The organism is Variovorax sp. MPBD4-3 (genome assembly GCF_058809745.1).
The window spans coordinates 37,664-54,950 of record NZ_JBXASW010000019.1; the positions used below are offsets into that span (position 1 = coordinate 37,664).

Sequence of the window (17,287 nt, forward strand, 5' to 3'; positions counted from 1 at the left end):
ATCCGATCTTTGTTACCCTCGCGACGCGCTAATTCAAAAGTTACAGAATGCGGCTTTGCCGTCAGCTTTTGACAACGCTCCGGAACTTTGCCCCCTGGCGTCGCTTGGTTGCCGCTACGCCTGCTGCTAGCATGCAACCGAACGCAAGTTTTTCCATTGGTTACAAATACAGGGGAAAAGGGACCTCACTTGGCTTCTCTTGGATCATTGTTTCGTCGTCAGAACGCTCCCCTGCTGGGGTTGGACGTCAGTTCGTCCAGCGTCAAGCTGGTCGAGCTCGGCCGTGAGGCCAGCGGCAAGCTGGTCCTGGAACGCTGTGCCATCGAGCCCCTGGAGCGTGGCTGGATCACCGACGGCAACGTCGAGAAATTCGACGAAGTGGCCGAAGCCGTGCGCCGCGTCGTCCGCAAGAGCGGTACGCGCACGCGCAACGTCGCGCTCGCCTTGCCCCCTTCCGCGGTGATCACCAAGAAGATCATTCTTCCGGGCGGCATGAGCGAGCAGGAGCTCGAGATTCAGGTCGAGTCGGAAGCCAATCAGTACATCCCGTTCTCCCTGGATGAGGTGAGCCTCGACTTCTGCGTGACCGGCCCGAGTGCGACTTCGGCCGGCGACGTGGAAGTACTGATTGCGGCTTCCCGCAAGGAGAAGGTCCAGGATCGCGAAGGCCTGGCCGAAGCGGCGGGTCTGAAGGCGATGATCCTGGACGTCGAGTCCTATGCATCGCGCCTGGCGACCGCCCGGCTGATCGAGCAATTGCCCGGCAAGGGCGTCGACGCCGTCGTCGCGCTTTTCGAAGTGGGCGCTTTCACCACCAGCATGCAGGTGCTGCGCAATCAGGAAGTGCTGTACGACCGCGACCAAGCATTCGGCGGCGCCCAGCTGACCCAGCTGATCGTCCGGCAGTACGGTTTTTCCGCGGAAGAGGCCGAGGCGAAGAAGCGCAGCGGCGACCTGCCCGACGACTACGGCTCCGGCGTGCTCAAGCCCTTCGTGGAAAGCATCGCCCAGGAAATCGCGCGTGCGCTGCAGTTCTTCTTCACCAGCACGCCGCACAACCGCGTGGACTATGTGTTGCTGGCGGGCGGCTCCTCGTCGCTGCCCGGGCTGACCAACGCGGTGACGCGCCAGACCTCGTTCGCCTGTTCCCTGGTGAATCCCTTCGACGGCATGGACTTCGGCCCGAACATCCGGGAGAAGAAGGTGCGGCGCGAAGCACCTTCCTACCTCACCTCGTGCGGGCTGGCCATGCGGAGATTTCTGCAGTGATCCTGATCAATCTGCTCCCGCACCGCGAAGCCGCTCGAAAGCGGCGGCGCGAGGCGTTCTATGGAACCCTGGGCGCCGCGGCTCTCCTGGGCGTACTGATTTCCGTGCTGGGATACCTCTGGTACGAAGCCCAGATTTCCGCCCAGCAATCGAAGAACAGCTTTCTTCAGGCGGAGATCAAGAAGCTCGAAGTCGAGATCAAGGAGATCTCGACATTGCAGGAAGAAATCGCGGCCCTGCGCGCACGCCAGCAGGCGGTCGAAGACCTTCAGGGCGACCGGAATCTTCCGGTGCACCTTTTCAACGAACTGGTGCGGCAGCTGCCCGACGGCGTCTACCTGACCAGCATGAAGCAGGACAACCAGACCGTCACGCTGCAAGGCATGGCGCAGTCGAACGAGCGGGTGTCCGAACTGCTGCGCAACCTGGGCAACAACAGCCCCTGGCTCGTGAAGCCGGAACTGGTCGAAATCACTTCGGCGAACGTCAACCTGAGCCAGCGTGACCAGCGACGCGTCGCCAACTTCACGATGCGCATCGGCCTGAAGCGGCCCACCGACGCCCAGAAGGAAGCCGCCGACAAGGCGTTGACGCCCGCCGCGGCGCAATCCAAGGGGTAACCGATCATGGCAAGCAAACGATCCTTACCCAAAGTGGATGTCGGCGCTGCATTGCAGCGTTTCAGCGAGCAGTTCCGCGGGCTCAATCCGAACGACCCCTCCGTGTGGCCGGCCATACCGCGCTATGCGCTGTGCCTGGCGGTGACCGCACTGGTGCTGGTGGCCCTGTGGTTCGTCTGGCTGACCAATTCGAACGACGAACTCGAAGCCGAGCGCAACAAGGAAGTCACGCTCAAGGCCGACTATCAGAAGAAGGTCGCGCAGGCCGCCAACCTCGACCTGCTGAAGAAGCAGCGCGAGCAGGTGCAGCAGTACGTGACCTTGCTCGAGAAGCAGCTGCCCAGCAAGGCGGAAATGGATGCGCTGCTCTCGGACATCAACCAAGCCGGGCTTGGCCGCAGCCTGCAGTTCGAACTGTTCCGGCCCGGCCAGGTGGTGGTCAAGGACTACTACGCCGAATTGCCGATCGCTGTCCGCGTCACCGGCAAGTACCACGACATGGGCGCCTTCGTGGCCGACGTCGCCGGCCTCTCGCGCATCGTGACGCTCAACGGCGTGACGATCACCCCGCTGAAGGACAAGGACACGCTGACGATGGACGCCACGGCGCGCACCTTCCGTTATCTGGACGATGACGAGCGGGCCGCCCAGAAACGCGCTGCAGCACCGAAGGCGAAGAAATGAAAGTCGCCACCAAAGTCATAGGGATCATGCTGGTCGCCGCGGGCCTCAGCGCCTGCGATTCCGACCAGGAAGACCTGCAGCGCTGGATGGCCGAGCAGCGCGCCCAGGTGAAGCCCTCGGTGCCCCGCATCACGGAGCCCAAGAAGTTCACGCCGCAGACCTACACCGAAGCTTCCTCGTTCGAGCCGTTCAACATGTTGAAGCTCACGCAGGCGCTGCGCCGCGAATCGAACCAGCCGAGCACCTCGGAGCTGATCGCGCCCGAGCTGGCGCGCCGCAAGGAAGCGCTCGAAGCCTTCCCGCTCGACGCCATGGCGATGGTCGGCAGCATGAACCGCAACGGCCAGCCGGTGGCGCTGGTGCGTGTCGACAAGCTGCTCTACAAGGTGCGCGTCGGCGAATACCTGGGGCTCAACTACGGGCGCATCACCCGTATCAACGAAACCGAAGTGGCCTTGCGCGAAATCGTGCAGGACGCCGCCGGTGAATGGATCGAACGCGTAGCCACGCTGCAGTTGCAAGAGAGTGCGAAATGAACCAGAAAAAATCAACGATGGCACAGTGGCTGCGCGCTGCCGGGCTGGGTCTGCTGACCTTGGGCGCCTGGGCCGTGGCCCATGCGCAGAACGCGATCGAATCCGTCACCAGCTCGACGCAATCCGGCGCGGAAGTGATCCGCATCGATCTCGCGCAGCCGCTCGCCGCGGTTCCGGCTGGATTCGCCGTTCAGACGCCTGCACGCATCGCGCTTGATTTCCCGGGCGTCACGAACGCCATCGGACGCTCCGCCATCGAAGTGAACCAGGGCAACCTGCGCTCGGTCAACGTGGTCCAGGCCGGCGACCGCAGCCGCGTGGTGCTGAACCTGAAACAGGCAACCGCCTACAAGGCCGAAATCCAGGGCAAGTCGCTGCTGGTCGTGCTCGAGCCCGTGGCCGGTACGGCGCTTGCCGTGTCCGCCGCCACCACCTTCGCCGAGAACCGCAACCGCGACACCCTGCCGCTGCGCGATGTCGACTTCCGCCTCGGCTCCGACAACACCGGCCGCGTGATCGTCGATCTGCCGAACAACCAGGTCGGCGTCGACGTCAAGCAGCAGGGCAAGAACCTCGTCGTGGAGTTCACCAAGTCGACCTTGCCCGAAGGCCTGCGCCGCCGCCTCGACGTGGCGGACTTCGGTACCCCGGTGCAACTGATCACCTCGCAGCAGGCCGGCGACCGCGTGCGCATGACCATCGAGGCCAAGGGCGACTGGGAGCACAGCGCCTACCAGAGCGAAAACCAGTTCGTGGTCGAGATGCGGGCCCGCAAGGTCGATCCGACCAAGCTGACCCAGGGCGTCGGCTACAACGGCGAAAAGCTCTCGCTGAACTTCCAGAACATCGAGATCCGTTCGCTCCTGCAGGTGATCGCCGACTTCACGAACTTCAACATCGTGACCTCCGACTCGGTGACCGGCGCCCTGACGCTGCGCCTGAAGGACGTGCCCTGGGACCAGGCGCTCGACATCATCATGCAGGCGAAGAACCTGGGCATGCGCAAGAACGGCAGCGTGCTGTGGATCGCGCCCAAGGATGAGATCAACGCCAAGGAAAAGCTCGAATTCGAGGCCAAGGCCACGATCGAGAACCTGGAGCCGCTGCGGACCCAGTCGTTCCAGCTCAACTACACCAAGGCCATTGCCATTGCGCAAGGCCTGACCGGCACGGGCGCCTCCGGCGGTGGCGGGGGCGGTGGTGGTACCACCACCCGTATCCTGAGCCCTCGTGGCAGCGTGATCGCGGAATCCCGCACGAACCAGTTGTTCGTGTCGGACATCCCGTCGCGGCTCGCGCAGATCGCCGACCTCATCCAGAAGCTGGACATCCCGGTGCGGCAGGTGCTGATCGAAGCCCGGATCGTCGAGGCTTCCGACACCTTCGGCAAGTCGCTGGGCGTCAAGCTGGGCGGCGGCGTGATCAACCGCAACAACTCGTTCGGCACATGGCCCTCGGTGACCGGCGGGGGAACCACCTCTTCGTCCACGACGACCGGCGGCACCACGACGCTGAGCTCGACCACCACGAGCCCGACCGTCACTTTCGGCTCGCCGACCAGCAGCAACTTCATCAACCTGCCTGCAGGCGATGCGGGCGGCACGGGCAACTCGGCCGGTTCCTTCGCGTTCTCGCTCTTCAATTCGAGCTTCTCGCGCATGCTGAACCTCGAAATCTCCGCGCTCGAAGCCGATGGCAAGGGCAAGCTGGTTTCCAGCCCCCGCGTCATCACGGCCGACCAGACCAAGGCGCTGATCGAGCAGGGCGAGGAAATTCCCTACCAGCAGGCCACGTCGAGCGGCGCGACCTCCATTTCGTTCCGCAAGGCCGTGCTGAAGCTGGAAGTGACGCCGCAGATCACGCCCGAGGGCAACATCATCCTGACCCTGGACGTGAGCAAGGATGCGCGCGGCGTCAACACTTCCGCCGGCCCGGCCATCAACACCAAGCACGTGCAGACCGAAGTGCTGGTCGAGAACGGCGGCACGGTCGTCATCGGTGGTATCTTCGAACTCACCGAAACCAATGACGAATCGCGCGTGCCGGTGCTGGGTGAAGTGCCCTACCTGGGTGCACTGTTCCGCAAGCGCGAACGCGTTGCCAACAAGACTGAAATGCTCGTCTTTATCACCCCGAAGATGATTACCGACCGCAACGCCGCGCGCTGACGCGCGGGCGTAGCAGCCACCGCGTGGCGGTCGCACTCGTCGGCTTGCCCGGCGCCGGAAAATCCGCAGTGGGCCGGCGCCTGGGGATGCGGCTGAACCTTCCATTCGTCGATACCGACCACGTGATCGAGCACCGCATCGGCTGCTCGATCCGTGATTACTTCGACCGCGAAGGGGAGGCCGCCTTCCGGGACCTCGAACAAACCGTGATCGCCGACCTGGCGGCCAACGCCCAGGGCGTGCTGGCCACCGGCGGCGGCGCGGTGCTGCGGGAAGCCAACCGCACCCAACTGCGCGATCACTTCCACGTGATCTATCTGCGCTCCTCGCCCGAAGACCTGTTCCGGCGCCTGCGCCACGACGTCAAGCGCCCCTTGCTGCAGGTGGCCGACCCGCTGGGCCGGCTGCGCGAACTGCACGACGCGCGCGATCCGTTCTACAGGGCCACGGCGCACGACGTGGTCGACACCGGCCGTCCGTCCATCGCCATGCTGGTGAACATCATCGTCATGCAGCTGGAGCTGGCCGGGATCGTCGAGCCGGGTGCCCACCCGGAAGAGCCCTCCGACTGAGCCGGCCCCGGCCGCAGCGCCTAAACTCGCTGCCATGTCCCTGTCCGTACTTTCCGCTCCGCCAGAACGCGTCGACATCCAGCTCGGCGACCGCAGCTACCCGATCCTCATCGGCGCCGGCCTGCTGGACGACCCCGCGAGCTTTGCCGCCACGCCGGCCGCGGCCAGCGCACTGATCGTCAGCAACACCACGGTGGCGCCGCTTTACGCCAAGGCGCTGCAGGCCGCGCTGGCCGGCCGCTTCCGCACCGTGCACCTGCTCGAGCTGCCCGACGGCGAAGCGCACAAGAACCTGCAGACGCTGAACCTGATCTTCGACGAACTGCTGGGCCGCGGCAGCGACCGCAAGACCGTGCTGTTCGCCCTGGGCGGCGGCGTGGTGGGCGACATGACGGGCTTCGCCGCCGCAAGCTACATGCGCGGCGTGCCGTTCGTGCAGGTGCCGACCACCTTGCTGGCGCAGGTCGACTCCTCGGTCGGCGGCAAGACGGCCATCAACCATCCGCTCGGCAAGAACATGATCGGCGCGTTCTACCAGCCGCAGCTCGTGGTGTGCGACCTGGGCACGCTCCAGACGCTGCCGCCGCGCGAGCTCAGCGCGGGGCTGGCGGAGGTCATCAAATACGGCCCGATCCACGACATGGCCTTCTTCGACTGGATCGAGGCCAACATCGAGGCGCTGACCGCGCGCGACCCGGCCGCGCTGGCCCATGCCGTCAAGCGCAGCTGCGAGATCAAGGCGCTGGTCGTCGGCCAGGACGAGCGCGAGACCGGCCTGCGCGCCATCCTCAATTTCGGCCACACCTTCGGGCATGCCATCGAATCGGGCCTGGGCTACGGCGAGTGGCTGCACGGCGAGGCGGTCGGCTGCGGCATGGTCATGGCGGCCCATCTGTCGCAGCGCCTGGGCGGCGTCGATGCCGCATTCGTCGAGCGCCTGACGCGGCTGATCGAACGCGCCGGCCTGCCGATCGTCGGCCCGGCCCTCGGCGCGGAGCGCTACCTGGAGCTGATGCGCGTCGACAAGAAGTCGGAAGCCGGCGAAATCCGCTTCGTGGTGATCGACAAGCCCGGCTCGGCCGTGGTTCGCAGCGCGCCCGATGCGCTCGTGCGCGAAGTGCTCGCGCAGTGCTGCGAGGGATGAGCCTCGCGGCCTATGCCTGCCAGCCCGCGCAGTCGCGCGGCAGGCGCCATGCGGAGCCGCCCGCGCCCACGCGCGACGCCTTCCAGCGCGACCGCGACCGCATCGTGCATTCCACGGCCTTCCGCCGGCTGGTCTACAAGACGCAGGTCTTCCTGAACCACGAAGGCGACCTGTTCCGCACGCGGCTCACGCATTCGCTGGAAGTCGCGCAACTGGGGCGGTCGATTGCCCGCGCCCTGCGCCTCAACGAAGACCTGGTCGAGGCAATCGCGCTGGCCCACGACCTGGGCCACACGCCCTTCGGCCATGCGGGCCAGGATGCGCTCAACGATTGCATGGCCGAGCACGGCGGCTTCGAGCACAACCTGCAGAGCCTGCGCGTGGTCGATGCGCTGGAGCATCGCTATCCGCAGTACGACGGCCTGAACCTGAGTTTCGAGACGCGCGAAGGCATCCTGAAGCACTGCTCGCGCGCCAATGCCGAACGGCTGGAGGCGGCCGAGCCCCATGGCGTGGCCCGCCGCTTCCTCGACCGTACGCAGCCGGGCCTGGAGGCGCAGCTGTGCAACCTGGCCGACGCCATCGCCTACAACGCGCACGACATCGACGACGGCGTGCGTTCCGGGCTCATCGGCGTCGAGCAACTGGGCGAAGTGGAGCTGTTCGAGCGCTACCGCCGCGAAGCGCTTGCCGAATATCCCCGGCTGCAGGGCCGCCGCGTGCTCTACGAGACCATCCGGCGCATGCTCAGCGCGCAGGTCTACGACGTGATCGACACGACGCGCGCTGCGATCGAAGCCGTTGCACCGGCCGATGCCGACGCCGTGCGGCATGCCCCGCCTCTCGTCGCCTTCAGCGAGACGATGCAGGCGCAATCCGAAGCGCTCAAGCGCTTTCTCTTTCGCAACCTGTACCGCCATCCGCAGGTCACCCAGACCACCGACCAGGCGCAGCAGGTGGTGCGGGAGCTGTTCGACGCCTACATCGAGCGCGGCGGCGAAATGCCCGCCTCGTACGCCGACCGCCGCGACCGGCCCCGCGCGGTGGCCGACTACATCGCCGGCATGACCGACCGCTTCGCCGTGCGCGAGCATGAAAGGCTCACCGGACGGCGGGGGATCGCGTGAGCAACGCCGCGCGTCCCCGCGTTCCGGTTGCCGCCTTCGCCGTGCTGCTGGGTGGCGTGAGCGGCGCCTTGCACCTCGGCAAGCTGCCGCCCGCGGTGCCCGCGTTGCAGGCTTCGCTGGGCATCGGGCTGGTCGAGGCTGGCTTCCTGCTGTCGCTGGTGCAGGTCGCCAGCATGACGCTGGGGCTGGTTGCCGGGCTCGCGGCCGACAGCATCGGCCTGCGGCGCAGCATGCTGACGGGGCTCGTGGTCCTGACGGTCGCCAGCCTGCTGGGCGGCTGGGTCGGCAGCGGCGCGGTGGAAGGTTCCCATGCGGTGCGGTGGCTGCTTGTGCTGCGGGCCGTCGAAGGCGTGGGCTTTCTGCTGACCGTCATGCCGGGCCCGGGGTTGATCCGCGCCTTGACGCCCCCGGGCGCCGACAAGGCCGCGCTGGGGCTCTGGGGCGCCTACATGCCGCTCGGCGTTGCGCTGGCGCTGTTGGTCGGGCCGGCCCTGATCGGCTGGGGCGGATGGCCGGACTGGTGGTGGGCGCTGTCGGTGGTTTCCGCCGTGGCCGCGCTCTGGCTCTGGCTGGCGGTGCCGGCCGACCGGCTGCGCCCGGCCGCTGCGGGCGGCGCTTCGACGGCATGGTCGTCCCGGCTGCGCGCCACGGTGGGCGCGCGCGCGCCCTGGCTGGTCGCGCTGACCTTCGCCGTCTACTCCGCCCAATGGATGGCGGTGATCGGCTTTCTTCCGGCCATCTATGCCGGCGCCGGCGTGCCGGCCGGCTGGAATGCCTTGCTGACCGCGCTGGCAGCCGCCATGAACATCGTCGGCAACATTGCCGGCGGCCGCTGGCTGCAGCGCGGCGTGGCGCCCGAGCGGCTGCTCCAATGGGGGTTCCTCGCGATGGCGCTCGGCGGCGTCGCGGCTTTCGCTCAGGCCGGGCAGGGCGCCGATGCGCTGGGCCTGCCGCCTGCGCTGCGCTACGTCGCGGTCTGCGCCTTCTCGCTGGGCGGGGGCATGGTGCCGGCGACGCTGTTTCTGCTCGGCGTGCGGTTCGCGCCCGGGCCGGCCACGGTGTCCACCACCGTCGGCCTGATGCAGCAGGCCTCCTCGCTGGGCCAGTTCCTGGCGCCGCCGGCGGTCGCCTGGGTGGCGCATCGCGTCGGCGGCTGGCACTGGACCTGGGCGGCCACGCTGGCCTGCTCGCTGGTCGGCATGACGATCGCGCGGCGACTGGGGCGGATTCGCCCTGCGGCGGGGATGGCATGAGCGGCCCGGCGACAATCGGGGCCGCCCAGGCCTGCGCCGACATGCGGCGCTGGCTCGAACGAGCGGTGATCGGCCTGAACCTGTGCCCCTTTGCGAAGGCGGTGCACGTGAAGGGGCAGATCCACTACGCCGTGTACGAACCCGCCGAAGAAGCCGACCTGATGGACGCGCTGCTGGCCGAAGCCAGAGACCTCGCGGCGCTCGACGCCGCCGTGCGCGACACCACCCTTTTGATTGCACCGAACACCTTGGCCGATTTTCTGGATTTCAACGATTTCACGGCGCGTGCCGAGCGCCGGCTCGCCCGCGCAGGTTTCGACGGCGTGTTCCAGCTGGCGAGCTTCCATCCGCAATTCCAGTTCGCCGGCACGGAGCCGGACGACATCGGCAACGCCACCAACCGCGCGCCGTATCCCACGCTGCACCTGCTGCGCGAGGAGAGCGTGGACCGCGCGGTCGATGCGTTTCCCGAGGCGGAGGCGATCTTCGAGCGCAACATCGATACGCTCGAAGCTCTCGGCCCGACGGGCTGGGCGGCGCTCGACGTCGGCCCCGGGAGTGCCAAGCCATGAACACCAGATTCGCCCCCAAGGCTGCAAAGACGAACAAGCTCGCCAAGGCCGACGCCGAGCTGGCCGAAGTGCTGAAGCCTGGCCAGTCGGTGGAGCTGCTCAAGGAGCTGCACATCCTCACCCGCGAGGGCCGGCTCAACCAGGATTCGCGGCGCAAGCTCAAGCAGGTCTACCACCTGTTCCAGTTCATCGAGCAGCTGCTGCGCGAGCTGCCGGAAGAAGGCGCCTGGGCCACGCTGGCCGACCACGGCGCGGGCAAGTCGTACCTGGGCTTCATCATCTATGATCTGTTCTTCCGCGCGCGGCAGGGCGGGCATGTGTACGGCATCGAGACGCGCAGCGAGCTGGTCGAGCGCTCGCGCGGCCTGGCGCAGCGGCTGGGTTTCGGCCGCATGTCGTTCCTGAATCTCACCGTGGCCGAATCTGCGCAGGCGAGCGAGCTGCCTGCGCAGATCGACGTCGTCACCGCGCTGCATGCCTGCGATACGGCTACCGACGACGCCATTGCCTTCGGCCTTGCCAAGAAAGCACGCTGCATGGTGCTGGTGCCCTGCTGCCAGGCCGAAGTGGCCGCCTGCTTGCGCGAGACCAAGGCGCTGGCGCTCTCGCGCACCCCGCTGGCCGAGCTGTGGCGCCATCCGCTGCACACGCGCGAGATCGGCAGCCAGCTCACCAACGTGCTGCGCTGCCTGTATCTGGAAGCCAACGGCTACAGCGTCACCGTCACCGAATTGGTCGGCTGGGAGCACAGCATGAAGAACGAGCTGATCCTGGCGCGCTACACGGGCCAGCGCAAGGCGAGCGCGGCGGCGCGCCTGGGCGAGCTGCTGTCGCAGTTCGGGCTCGACGCGCTGGGCGACACGCGCTTCAAGCTGGGCTGAGCCCCGCGGTGTTCTCTCAGGCGGGGCGTGAGGCCAGCAGGGCGGGCAGCTCGTCCCGCGTGGGCCAGGCCACGGTCTTCCAGGGGCTGCGCTCGTTTTCGAGCAGTTTCTCCGTCACTGAAGCCAGGAGCTTGCGCCCGACGAAATTGCTGCCCGGCGCGTCGCGTTCGCCCGCGAGGAAGTTGCGGGCGTAGTCGTCCCAGCCGCTGAAACGCTCGACGGCCAGTTCCACGACGGGCACCAGCCACGCCAGTGCCGTATGGGCTTCCACATGGCCGACTGCCGCCGCGCCCGTGGCGAGGTGGCTGGCGCGGCCGATCCACAGCGCCAGGTCGCCGTCGTTGGGTTGGGAGGGGAGGTCGCCGGCGATGGTTGCCACCGTGGCTTCGGCGCTTTCGCCGTCCGTGACGGAGAAGTCGCGGTCCAGCAGCTTCTTCCAGGGCTCGATCTCCTTGTCTGGAATGCCGATGCACAGCAGATGCACCGCGCTGCGACGGGCTTCCTCGGCTTCCCGCAGGTCCGACGCGAAGGTCTCCCGGTACACGGCCGCCAGCGCCACGGCGAAGTTCTCGAAGCGGGACGAGGCGGCGAGGCGCGCGTCCAGCGCCGCACCGGTTTCCTGCAGCTTCGCCTCGCGCTCGGCGGCTTCCTGCGCCAGTTCGGCCCTTCCCTCCGCCATGCCTTCCTTCACCGAATCGATCAATTCCTTGAAAAGCTTGAACATTCGCGGCTCCCACCAATTGTTTGTAAACGGGCCGCTTAGCATACAAGTCCCGAGCGTCAACACCATCCATGGCCCGTCTTCCCCGTCTCACCCTGGCAGGCATGCCGCACCACGTGATCCAGCGCGGCAACAACCGCCAGCCGATCTTCGTGGACCGGGCGGACCACGAGAAGCTGCTCGCGCTGATGGCCGAGAACGCCGTGCGCTTCCGCGTCGCGGTGCATGCCTACGTGCTGATGGACAACCACTTCCACCTGCTGGCGACGCCCGACAGCACCACCGGCCTGCCGCAGTTCATGCAGTCGGTGGGGCGCAGCTACGTGCGCTACTTCAATGACCGCCACGGCCGCAGCGGCACCCTGTGGGAAGGGCGCTACAGGTCGACGCTGATCCAGACCGAGCGCTACCTGCTGACCTGCATGGCCTACATCGACCTCAACCCGGTGCGGGCCGGCATGGTGGCTGATGCGCGCGACTTTCCTTGGTCCAGCCACGGCCACTACGCGGGGCTGCGGCACGACAAGCTGCTGACGCCGCACCCGTTGTACTGGGAGCTCGGCAATACGCCGTTCGCGCGCGAGGCCGCCTATGTCGAGTTGGTGCGCGCCGGCGTACGCATGGCCGACCAGGATGCGCTCACCGAGGCCACCCTGCGCGGCTGGGCGGCGGGCGACGATGATTTTCTGGGCACTTTGCAGAAGTCGACGGAGCGCCGGGTGGTGAAGGCCAAGGCGGGCCGGCCGCCTTCAGGCACCGTTTCCTGAAGGCGGATCGGCGCCAAGCCATTGACCTGTCTCAGCCTTTTGCTACCTTTTTTAATGCGTCCCCAATTAAATTCTGACAAGAAAACTCAACATTTAATTCGAATCTGACCCCCATTAAAGTGTTTGGCATTCTTTGTGCATCGCAATATGCTCCCTTTCCCTGCGAAAACTGAAGGAGCGCGCCCATGACGACGGCTGCCGAGATTCAACATCTCCAAGAACACGGTCTGTATTCCGGTGCCGACGAGCACGATGCCTGCGGCGTCGGCTTCGTCGCACACATCAAGGGCGAGAAAAGCCATGCCATCGTGCTGCAGGGCTTGAAGATCCTCGAAAACCTCGACCATCGCGGCGCCGTGGGTGCCGACAAGCTGATGGGCGACGGCGCGGGCATCCTGATCCAGCTGCCCGACCACCTGTACCGCGAAGAAATGGCGAAGCAGGGCGTCACGCTGCCCCCGCCGGGCGAGTACGGCGTCGGCATGATCTTCCTGCCGAAGGAACACGCCTCGCGCGAAGCCTGCGAACAGGAAATGGAACGCGCCATCAAGGCCGAAGGCCAGGTGCTGCTCGGCTGGCGCGACGTGCCGGTCAACCGCGACATGCCCATGTCGCCGACCGTGCGCGAAAAGGAACCGCTGCTGCGCCAGGTGTTCATCGGCCGCGGCAACGACGTGATCGTGCAGGACGCGCTGGAACGCAAGCTCTACGTGATCCGCAAGACCGCCAGCGCCAACATCCAGCGCCTGAAGCTCAAGCACAGCAAGGAATACTACGTTCCCAGCATGTCCAGCCGCACCGTGGTCTACAAGGGCCTGCTGCTGGCCGACCAGGTCGGCACCTACTACCTCGACCTGCAGGACAAGCGCTGCGTCTCGGCCCTGGGCCTGGTGCACCAGCGCTTCTCCACCAACACCTTCCCCGAGTGGCCGCTGGCCCACCCGTACCGCTACGTCGCCCACAACGGCGAAATCAACACGGTCAAGGGCAACTACAACTGGATGAAGGCCCGCGAAGGCGTCATGTCCTCGCCCGTGCTGGGCGCCGACCTGCAGAAGCTCTACCCGATCAGCTTCGCCGGCCAGTCCGACACCGCCACCTTCGACAACTGTCTCGAGCTGCTGACGATGGCCGGCTACCCCATCAGCCAGGCCGTGATGATGATGATTCCCGAGCCCTGGGAACAGCACGCCACCATGGACCCGCGCCGCCGCGCGTTCTATGAGTACCACGCCGCCATGCTCGAGCCGTGGGACGGCCCGGCCTCCATCGTGTTCACCGACGGCCGCCAGATCGGCGCCACGCTCGACCGCAACGGCCTGCGTCCCTCGCGCTACTGCGTGACCGACGACGACCTGGTCATCATGGCCTCCGAATCGGGCGTGCTGCCCGTGCCCGAGCAGAAGATCGTGCGCAAGTGGCGCCTGCAGCCCGGCAAGATGTTCCTGATCGACCTGGAACAGGGCCGCATGATCGACGACGAGGAGGTCAAGGCCAACCTCGCCAACAGCAAGCCCTACAAGCAGTGGATCGAGAACCTGCGCATCAAGCTCGACAGCGTCAAGGCCGAGCCGGTCTCCGCGCCGCTCTCGCAAGTCGCGCTGCTCGACCGCCAGCAAGCCTTCGGCTACACCCAGGAAGACATCAAGTTCCTGATGAGCCCGATGGCGCAGGCCGGCGAAGAGGGCATCGGCTCCATGGGCAACGACAGCCCGCTGGCCGTGCTCTCCAGCAAGAACAAGCCGCTGTACAACTACTTCAAGCAGCTGTTCGCGCAGGTGACGAACCCGCCGATCGATCCGATCCGCGAAGCCATCGTGATGTCGCTGGTGTCCTTCATCGGCCCCAAGCCCAACCTGCTGGACATCAACCAGGTCAACCCGCCGATGCGGCTCGAAGTGAGCCAGCCGATCCTCGACTTCGCCGACATGGCGAAGCTGCGCGACATCGGCAAGTACACGCAGGGCAAGTTCAAGAGCTACGTGCTCGACATCACCTACCCGCTCGCGTGGGGCGACGAAGGCGTCGAAGCCAAGCTGGCCTCGCTGTGCGCCGAAGCGGTGGACGCCATCAAGGGCGGCCACAACATCCTGATCATCAGCGACCGCGGCGTGAGCCCGACGCAGGTGGCCATTCCCGCCGTGCTGGCGCTGTCGGCCGTGCACCAGTACCTGGTTCGCGAAGGCCTGCGCACCACGGCCGGCCTGGTGGTCGAGACCGGCTCGGCGCGCGAAGTGCATCACTTCGGCGTGCTGGCCGGCTACGGCGCGGAAGCCGTGCACCCCTACCTCGCCATGGAAACGCTGGTGGCCATGCATGCCGACCTGCCGGGCGAGCTGAGCGCCGACAAGGCGGTCTACAACTACGTCAAGGCCATCGGCAAGGGCCTGTCGAAGATCATGTCGAAGATGGGTGTCAGCACCTACATGAGCTACTGCGGCGCCCAGCTGTTCGAAGCCATCGGCCTGAACAGCGAGACGGTGAACAAGTACTTCACCGGCACCGCCAGCCGCGTGGAAGGCATCGGCGTCTTCGAGATCGCCGAGGAAGCCATCCGCATGCACAAGGCCGCCTTCGGCGACGACCCGGTGCTCGCCAACATGCTCGACGCCGGCGGCGAATACGCCTGGCGCACGCGCGGCGAAGAGCACATGTGGACGCCCGACGCCATCGCCAAGCTGCAGCACAGCACGCGCGCCAACAACTGGAACACGTACAAGGAATACGCCCAGCTCATCAACGACCAGAACCGCCGCCACCTCACGCTGCGCGGCCTGTTCGAGTTCAAGATCGACCCCGCCAAGGCCATTCCGGTCGACGAAGTCGAGGCTGCGTCCGAAATCGTGAAGCGCTTCGCCACCGGCGCGATGTCGCTCGGCTCGATCAGCACCGAGGCGCACTCGGTGCTGGCCGTGGCCATGAACCGCATCGGCGGCAAGAGCAACACCGGCGAAGGCGGTGAAGACCCCGCGCGCTACCGCAACGAACTCAAGGGCATCCCGATCAAGCAGGGCGACACGCTCAAGAGCGTGATCGGCGCGGCCAACGTCGAGGTCGACATGCCGCTGCGCGACGGCGACTCGCTGCGCTCGCGCATCAAGCAGGTCGCGTCGGGCCGCTTCGGCGTCACGGCCGAGTACCTGCATTCGGCCGACCAGATCCAGATCAAGATGGCACAGGGCGCCAAGCCGGGCGAGGGCGGCCAGCTGCCGGGCGGCAAGGTCACCGAGTACATCGGCAAGCAGCGCTATGCGGTGCCGGGCGTGGGCCTGATCTCGCCGCCGCCGCACCACGACATCTACTCGATCGAAGACCTGGCGCAGCTGATTCACGACCTGAAGAACACCGCGCCGCACGCCAGCATAAGCGTGAAGCTGGTGAGCGAGATCGGCGTGGGCACCATCGCCGCGGGCGTCGCCAAGTGCAAGAGCGACCACGTCGTGATCGCCGGCCATGACGGCGGCACGGGCGCATCGCCCTGGTCGTCCATCAAGCATGCGGGCAGCCCGTGGGAAATCGGCCTGGCCGAGACGCAGCAGACGCTGGTGCTCAACCGCCTGCGCAGCCGCATCCGCGTGCAGGCCGACGGCCAGATGAAGACTGGCCGCGACGTCGCCATCGGCGCGCTGCTGGGCGCCGACGAGTTCGGCTTTGCCACGGCGCCGCTGGTGGTCGAGGGCTGCATCATGATGCGCAAGTGCCACCTGAACACCTGCCCGGTGGGCGTGGCCACGCAAGACCCGGTGCTGCGCAAGAAGTTCTCCGGCAAGCCCGAGCACGTCGTCAACTACTTCTTCTTCGTTGCCGAAGAAGTGCGCCAGATCATGGCCCAGTTGGGCATCCGCAAGTTCGACGACCTGATCGGCCGTGCCGACCTGCTCGACATGCGCAAGGGCATCGAGCACTGGAAGGCCTCGGGCCTCGACTTCAGCCGCCTGTTCGCGCTGCCGAGCGTGCCGGCCGACGTGCCGCGCTTCCATGTCGAGAACCAGGACCACGGCCTGGACAAGGCGCTCGACGTGAAGCTCATCGAGAAGTCGCGCCCCGCCATCGAGAAGGGCGAGAAGGTGCAGTTCATCGAGGTGGCGCGCAACGTCAACCGCTCGGTGGGCGCCATGCTCTCGGGCGCGCTGACCAAGGTGCATCCGCAGGGCCTGCCCGACGACTCGATCCGCATCCAGCTCGAAGGCACGGGCGGCCAGTCGTTCGGCGCCTTCCTGGCGCGCGGCATCACGCTGTACCTGATCGGCGACGCCAACGACTACACCGGCAAGGGCCTCTCGGGCGGCCGCGTGGTGGTTCGACCCAGCCTCGACTTCCGCGGCGAAGCGGTGCGCAACACCATCGTCGGCAACACCGCGCTGTACGGCGCGACCACCGGCGAGGCCTACCTGTGCGGCGTGGCCGGCGAGCGCTTCGCGGTGCGCCTGTCGGGCGCCACGGCGGTCATCGAAGGCACCGGCGACCACGGCTGCGAATACATGACCGGCGGCACGGTCGCCGTGCTCGGCAAGACGGGCCGCAACTTCGCGGCCGGCATGAGCGGCGGCGTCGCCTTCGTGTACGACGAAGACGGCCAGTTCGCCTCGCGCTGCAACCTCTCGATGGTGTCGCTCGACAAGGTGCTGACCTCGGCCGAGCAGACCGCGAGCGTGCACCGCAAGATCTGGCACGGCGGCGAGACCGACGAAGCCCAGCTCAAGAAGCTGCTCGAAGAGCACCATCGCTGGACCGGCAGCAAGCGCGCGCGCGAGCTGCTCGACAACTGGGCCGTGTCGCGCACCAAGTTCGTGAAGGTGTTCCCGAACGAATACAAGCGCGCGCTGGCCGAGCTGCACGACCGCAAGGTCGAGCTCACCAGCACCGGCAACAACGCGCACATCGGCCTCGAGCCGCATGCGCTGACGGCCCCCGCACCGCAAACGGCCCCGGCTTCGGTCTGAGCGCCCACGAGTACAGAGAACAAAGGAAAG

The 17,287-nt window shown here is 66.7% G+C and carries 14 protein-coding genes; 13 read left to right on the top strand and 1 reads right to left on the bottom strand.

Going from position 1 to position 17,287, the window contains the following annotated elements; all coding sequences use genetic code 11:
* Positions 1-189 precede the first annotated feature (189 nt).
* From AC1RVW_RS14145 to AC1RVW_RS14195, 11 genes are read left to right on the top strand one after another with little or no spacing between them, the layout of a single operon-like run.
* Positions 190-1,269, top strand: coding sequence for a pilus assembly protein PilM (locus AC1RVW_RS14145; protein WP_081266475.1), 1,080 nt, complete (start codon positions 190-192; stop codon positions 1,267-1,269).
* On the top strand, positions 1,266-1,889 hold the full coding sequence (locus AC1RVW_RS14150) for a PilN domain-containing protein (protein ID WP_081266474.1): 624 nt from the start codon (positions 1,266-1,268) through the stop codon (positions 1,887-1,889). The genes AC1RVW_RS14145 and AC1RVW_RS14150 overlap by 4 nt, the downstream gene beginning before the upstream one ends.
* A gap of 6 nt (positions 1,890-1,895) precedes the next feature.
* Positions 1,896-2,573, top strand: a complete 678-nt coding sequence (locus AC1RVW_RS14155; protein ID WP_081266473.1) for a type IV pilus inner membrane component PilO — start codon at positions 1,896-1,898, stop codon at positions 2,571-2,573.
* Positions 2,570-3,109, top strand: coding sequence for a pilus assembly protein PilP (locus AC1RVW_RS14160; RefSeq protein WP_285414968.1), 540 nt, complete (start codon positions 2,570-2,572; stop codon positions 3,107-3,109). Before AC1RVW_RS14155 ends, AC1RVW_RS14160 begins: the two co-directional genes overlap by 4 nt.
* Positions 3,106-5,277: a type IV pilus secretin PilQ gene (locus tag AC1RVW_RS14165; RefSeq protein WP_081266471.1), complete on the top strand. Its 2,172-nt coding sequence runs from the start codon at positions 3,106-3,108 to the stop codon at positions 5,275-5,277. Before AC1RVW_RS14160 ends, AC1RVW_RS14165 begins: the two co-directional genes overlap by 4 nt.
* A gap of 23 nt (positions 5,278-5,300) precedes the next feature.
* Positions 5,301-5,849 carry a shikimate kinase gene (locus AC1RVW_RS14170; RefSeq protein WP_081266470.1) on the top strand — a complete coding sequence of 183 codons (549 nt, stop codon included), beginning with the start codon at positions 5,301-5,303 and terminating at the stop codon, positions 5,847-5,849.
* A 34-nt stretch (positions 5,850-5,883) separates the two neighbouring features.
* Positions 5,884-6,993 (top strand): 3-dehydroquinate synthase, encoded by a 1,110-nt coding sequence (gene aroB, locus AC1RVW_RS14175; protein ID WP_081266469.1) that lies wholly within the window; start codon positions 5,884-5,886, stop codon positions 6,991-6,993.
* Complete coding sequence (locus AC1RVW_RS14180) at positions 6,990-8,120, top strand: deoxyguanosinetriphosphate triphosphohydrolase (protein ID WP_081266468.1); 1,131 nt, start codon at positions 6,990-6,992, stop codon at positions 8,118-8,120. The genes aroB and AC1RVW_RS14180 overlap by 4 nt, the downstream gene beginning before the upstream one ends.
* Positions 8,117-9,373 (top strand): MFS transporter, encoded by a 1,257-nt coding sequence (locus AC1RVW_RS14185; RefSeq protein ID WP_493200603.1) that lies wholly within the window; start codon positions 8,117-8,119, stop codon positions 9,371-9,373. Before AC1RVW_RS14180 ends, AC1RVW_RS14185 begins: the two co-directional genes overlap by 4 nt.
* Positions 9,370-9,945: a DUF1415 domain-containing protein gene (locus tag AC1RVW_RS14190; RefSeq protein ID WP_285414973.1), complete on the top strand. Its 576-nt coding sequence runs from the start codon at positions 9,370-9,372 to the stop codon at positions 9,943-9,945. Before AC1RVW_RS14185 ends, AC1RVW_RS14190 begins: the two co-directional genes overlap by 4 nt.
* Positions 9,942-10,826 carry a class I SAM-dependent methyltransferase gene (locus AC1RVW_RS14195; RefSeq protein WP_493200605.1) on the top strand — a complete coding sequence of 295 codons (885 nt, stop codon included), beginning with the start codon at positions 9,942-9,944 and terminating at the stop codon, positions 10,824-10,826. The genes AC1RVW_RS14190 and AC1RVW_RS14195 overlap by 4 nt, the downstream gene beginning before the upstream one ends.
* Before the next feature lie 16 nt (positions 10,827-10,842).
* Here the strand turns inward: AC1RVW_RS14195 and AC1RVW_RS14200 are convergent, their stop codons facing one another.
* Positions 10,843-11,550 (bottom strand): DUF1266 domain-containing protein, encoded by a 708-nt coding sequence (locus AC1RVW_RS14200; RefSeq protein WP_493200607.1) that lies wholly within the window; start codon positions 11,548-11,550, stop codon positions 10,843-10,845.
* Between the two features lie 68 nt (positions 11,551-11,618).
* Between AC1RVW_RS14200 and AC1RVW_RS14205 the strand changes: the two genes are divergently transcribed.
* Together AC1RVW_RS14205 and AC1RVW_RS14210 are read left to right on the top strand one after the other, a co-directional pair.
* Entirely contained in the window at positions 11,619-12,314 is a 696-nt protein-coding gene (locus AC1RVW_RS14205) for a transposase (protein ID WP_081266463.1), read from the top strand.
* Positions 12,315-12,499: 185 nt separating this feature from the next.
* Positions 12,500-17,257: a glutamate synthase-related protein gene (locus AC1RVW_RS14210; protein ID WP_081266462.1), complete on the top strand. Its 4,758-nt coding sequence runs from the start codon at positions 12,500-12,502 to the stop codon at positions 17,255-17,257.
* The last annotated feature ends 30 nt before the right edge of the window (positions 17,258-17,287 follow it).

What these genes read in the sequence shown, in the direction of transcription:
- AC1RVW_RS14155 (WP_081266473.1), top strand. Translation starts at nt 1,896, where the DNA reads ATGGCAAGCAAACGATCCTTACCCAAAGTGGATGTCGGCGCTGCATTG.
- AC1RVW_RS14160 (WP_285414968.1), top strand. Translation starts at nt 2,570, where the DNA reads ATGAAAGTCGCCACCAAAGTCATAGGGATCATGCTGGTCGCCGCGGGC.
- AC1RVW_RS14165 (WP_081266471.1), top strand. Translation starts at nt 3,106, where the DNA reads ATGAACCAGAAAAAATCAACGATGGCACAGTGGCTGCGCGCTGCCGGG.
- aroB (WP_081266469.1), top strand. Translation starts at nt 5,884, where the DNA reads ATGTCCCTGTCCGTACTTTCCGCTCCGCCAGAACGCGTCGACATCCAG.
- AC1RVW_RS14180 (WP_081266468.1), top strand. Translation starts at nt 6,990, where the DNA reads ATGAGCCTCGCGGCCTATGCCTGCCAGCCCGCGCAGTCGCGCGGCAGG.
- AC1RVW_RS14190 (WP_285414973.1), top strand. Translation starts at nt 9,370, where the DNA reads ATGAGCGGCCCGGCGACAATCGGGGCCGCCCAGGCCTGCGCCGACATG.
- AC1RVW_RS14195 (WP_493200605.1), top strand. Translation starts at nt 9,942, where the DNA reads ATGAACACCAGATTCGCCCCCAAGGCTGCAAAGACGAACAAGCTCGCC.
- AC1RVW_RS14200 (WP_493200607.1), bottom strand. Translation starts at nt 11,550, where the DNA reads ATGTTCAAGCTTTTCAAGGAATTGATCGATTCGGTGAAGGAAGGCATG.
- AC1RVW_RS14205 (WP_081266463.1), top strand. Translation starts at nt 11,619, where the DNA reads ATGGCCCGTCTTCCCCGTCTCACCCTGGCAGGCATGCCGCACCACGTG.
- AC1RVW_RS14210 (WP_081266462.1), top strand. Translation starts at nt 12,500, where the DNA reads ATGACGACGGCTGCCGAGATTCAACATCTCCAAGAACACGGTCTGTAT.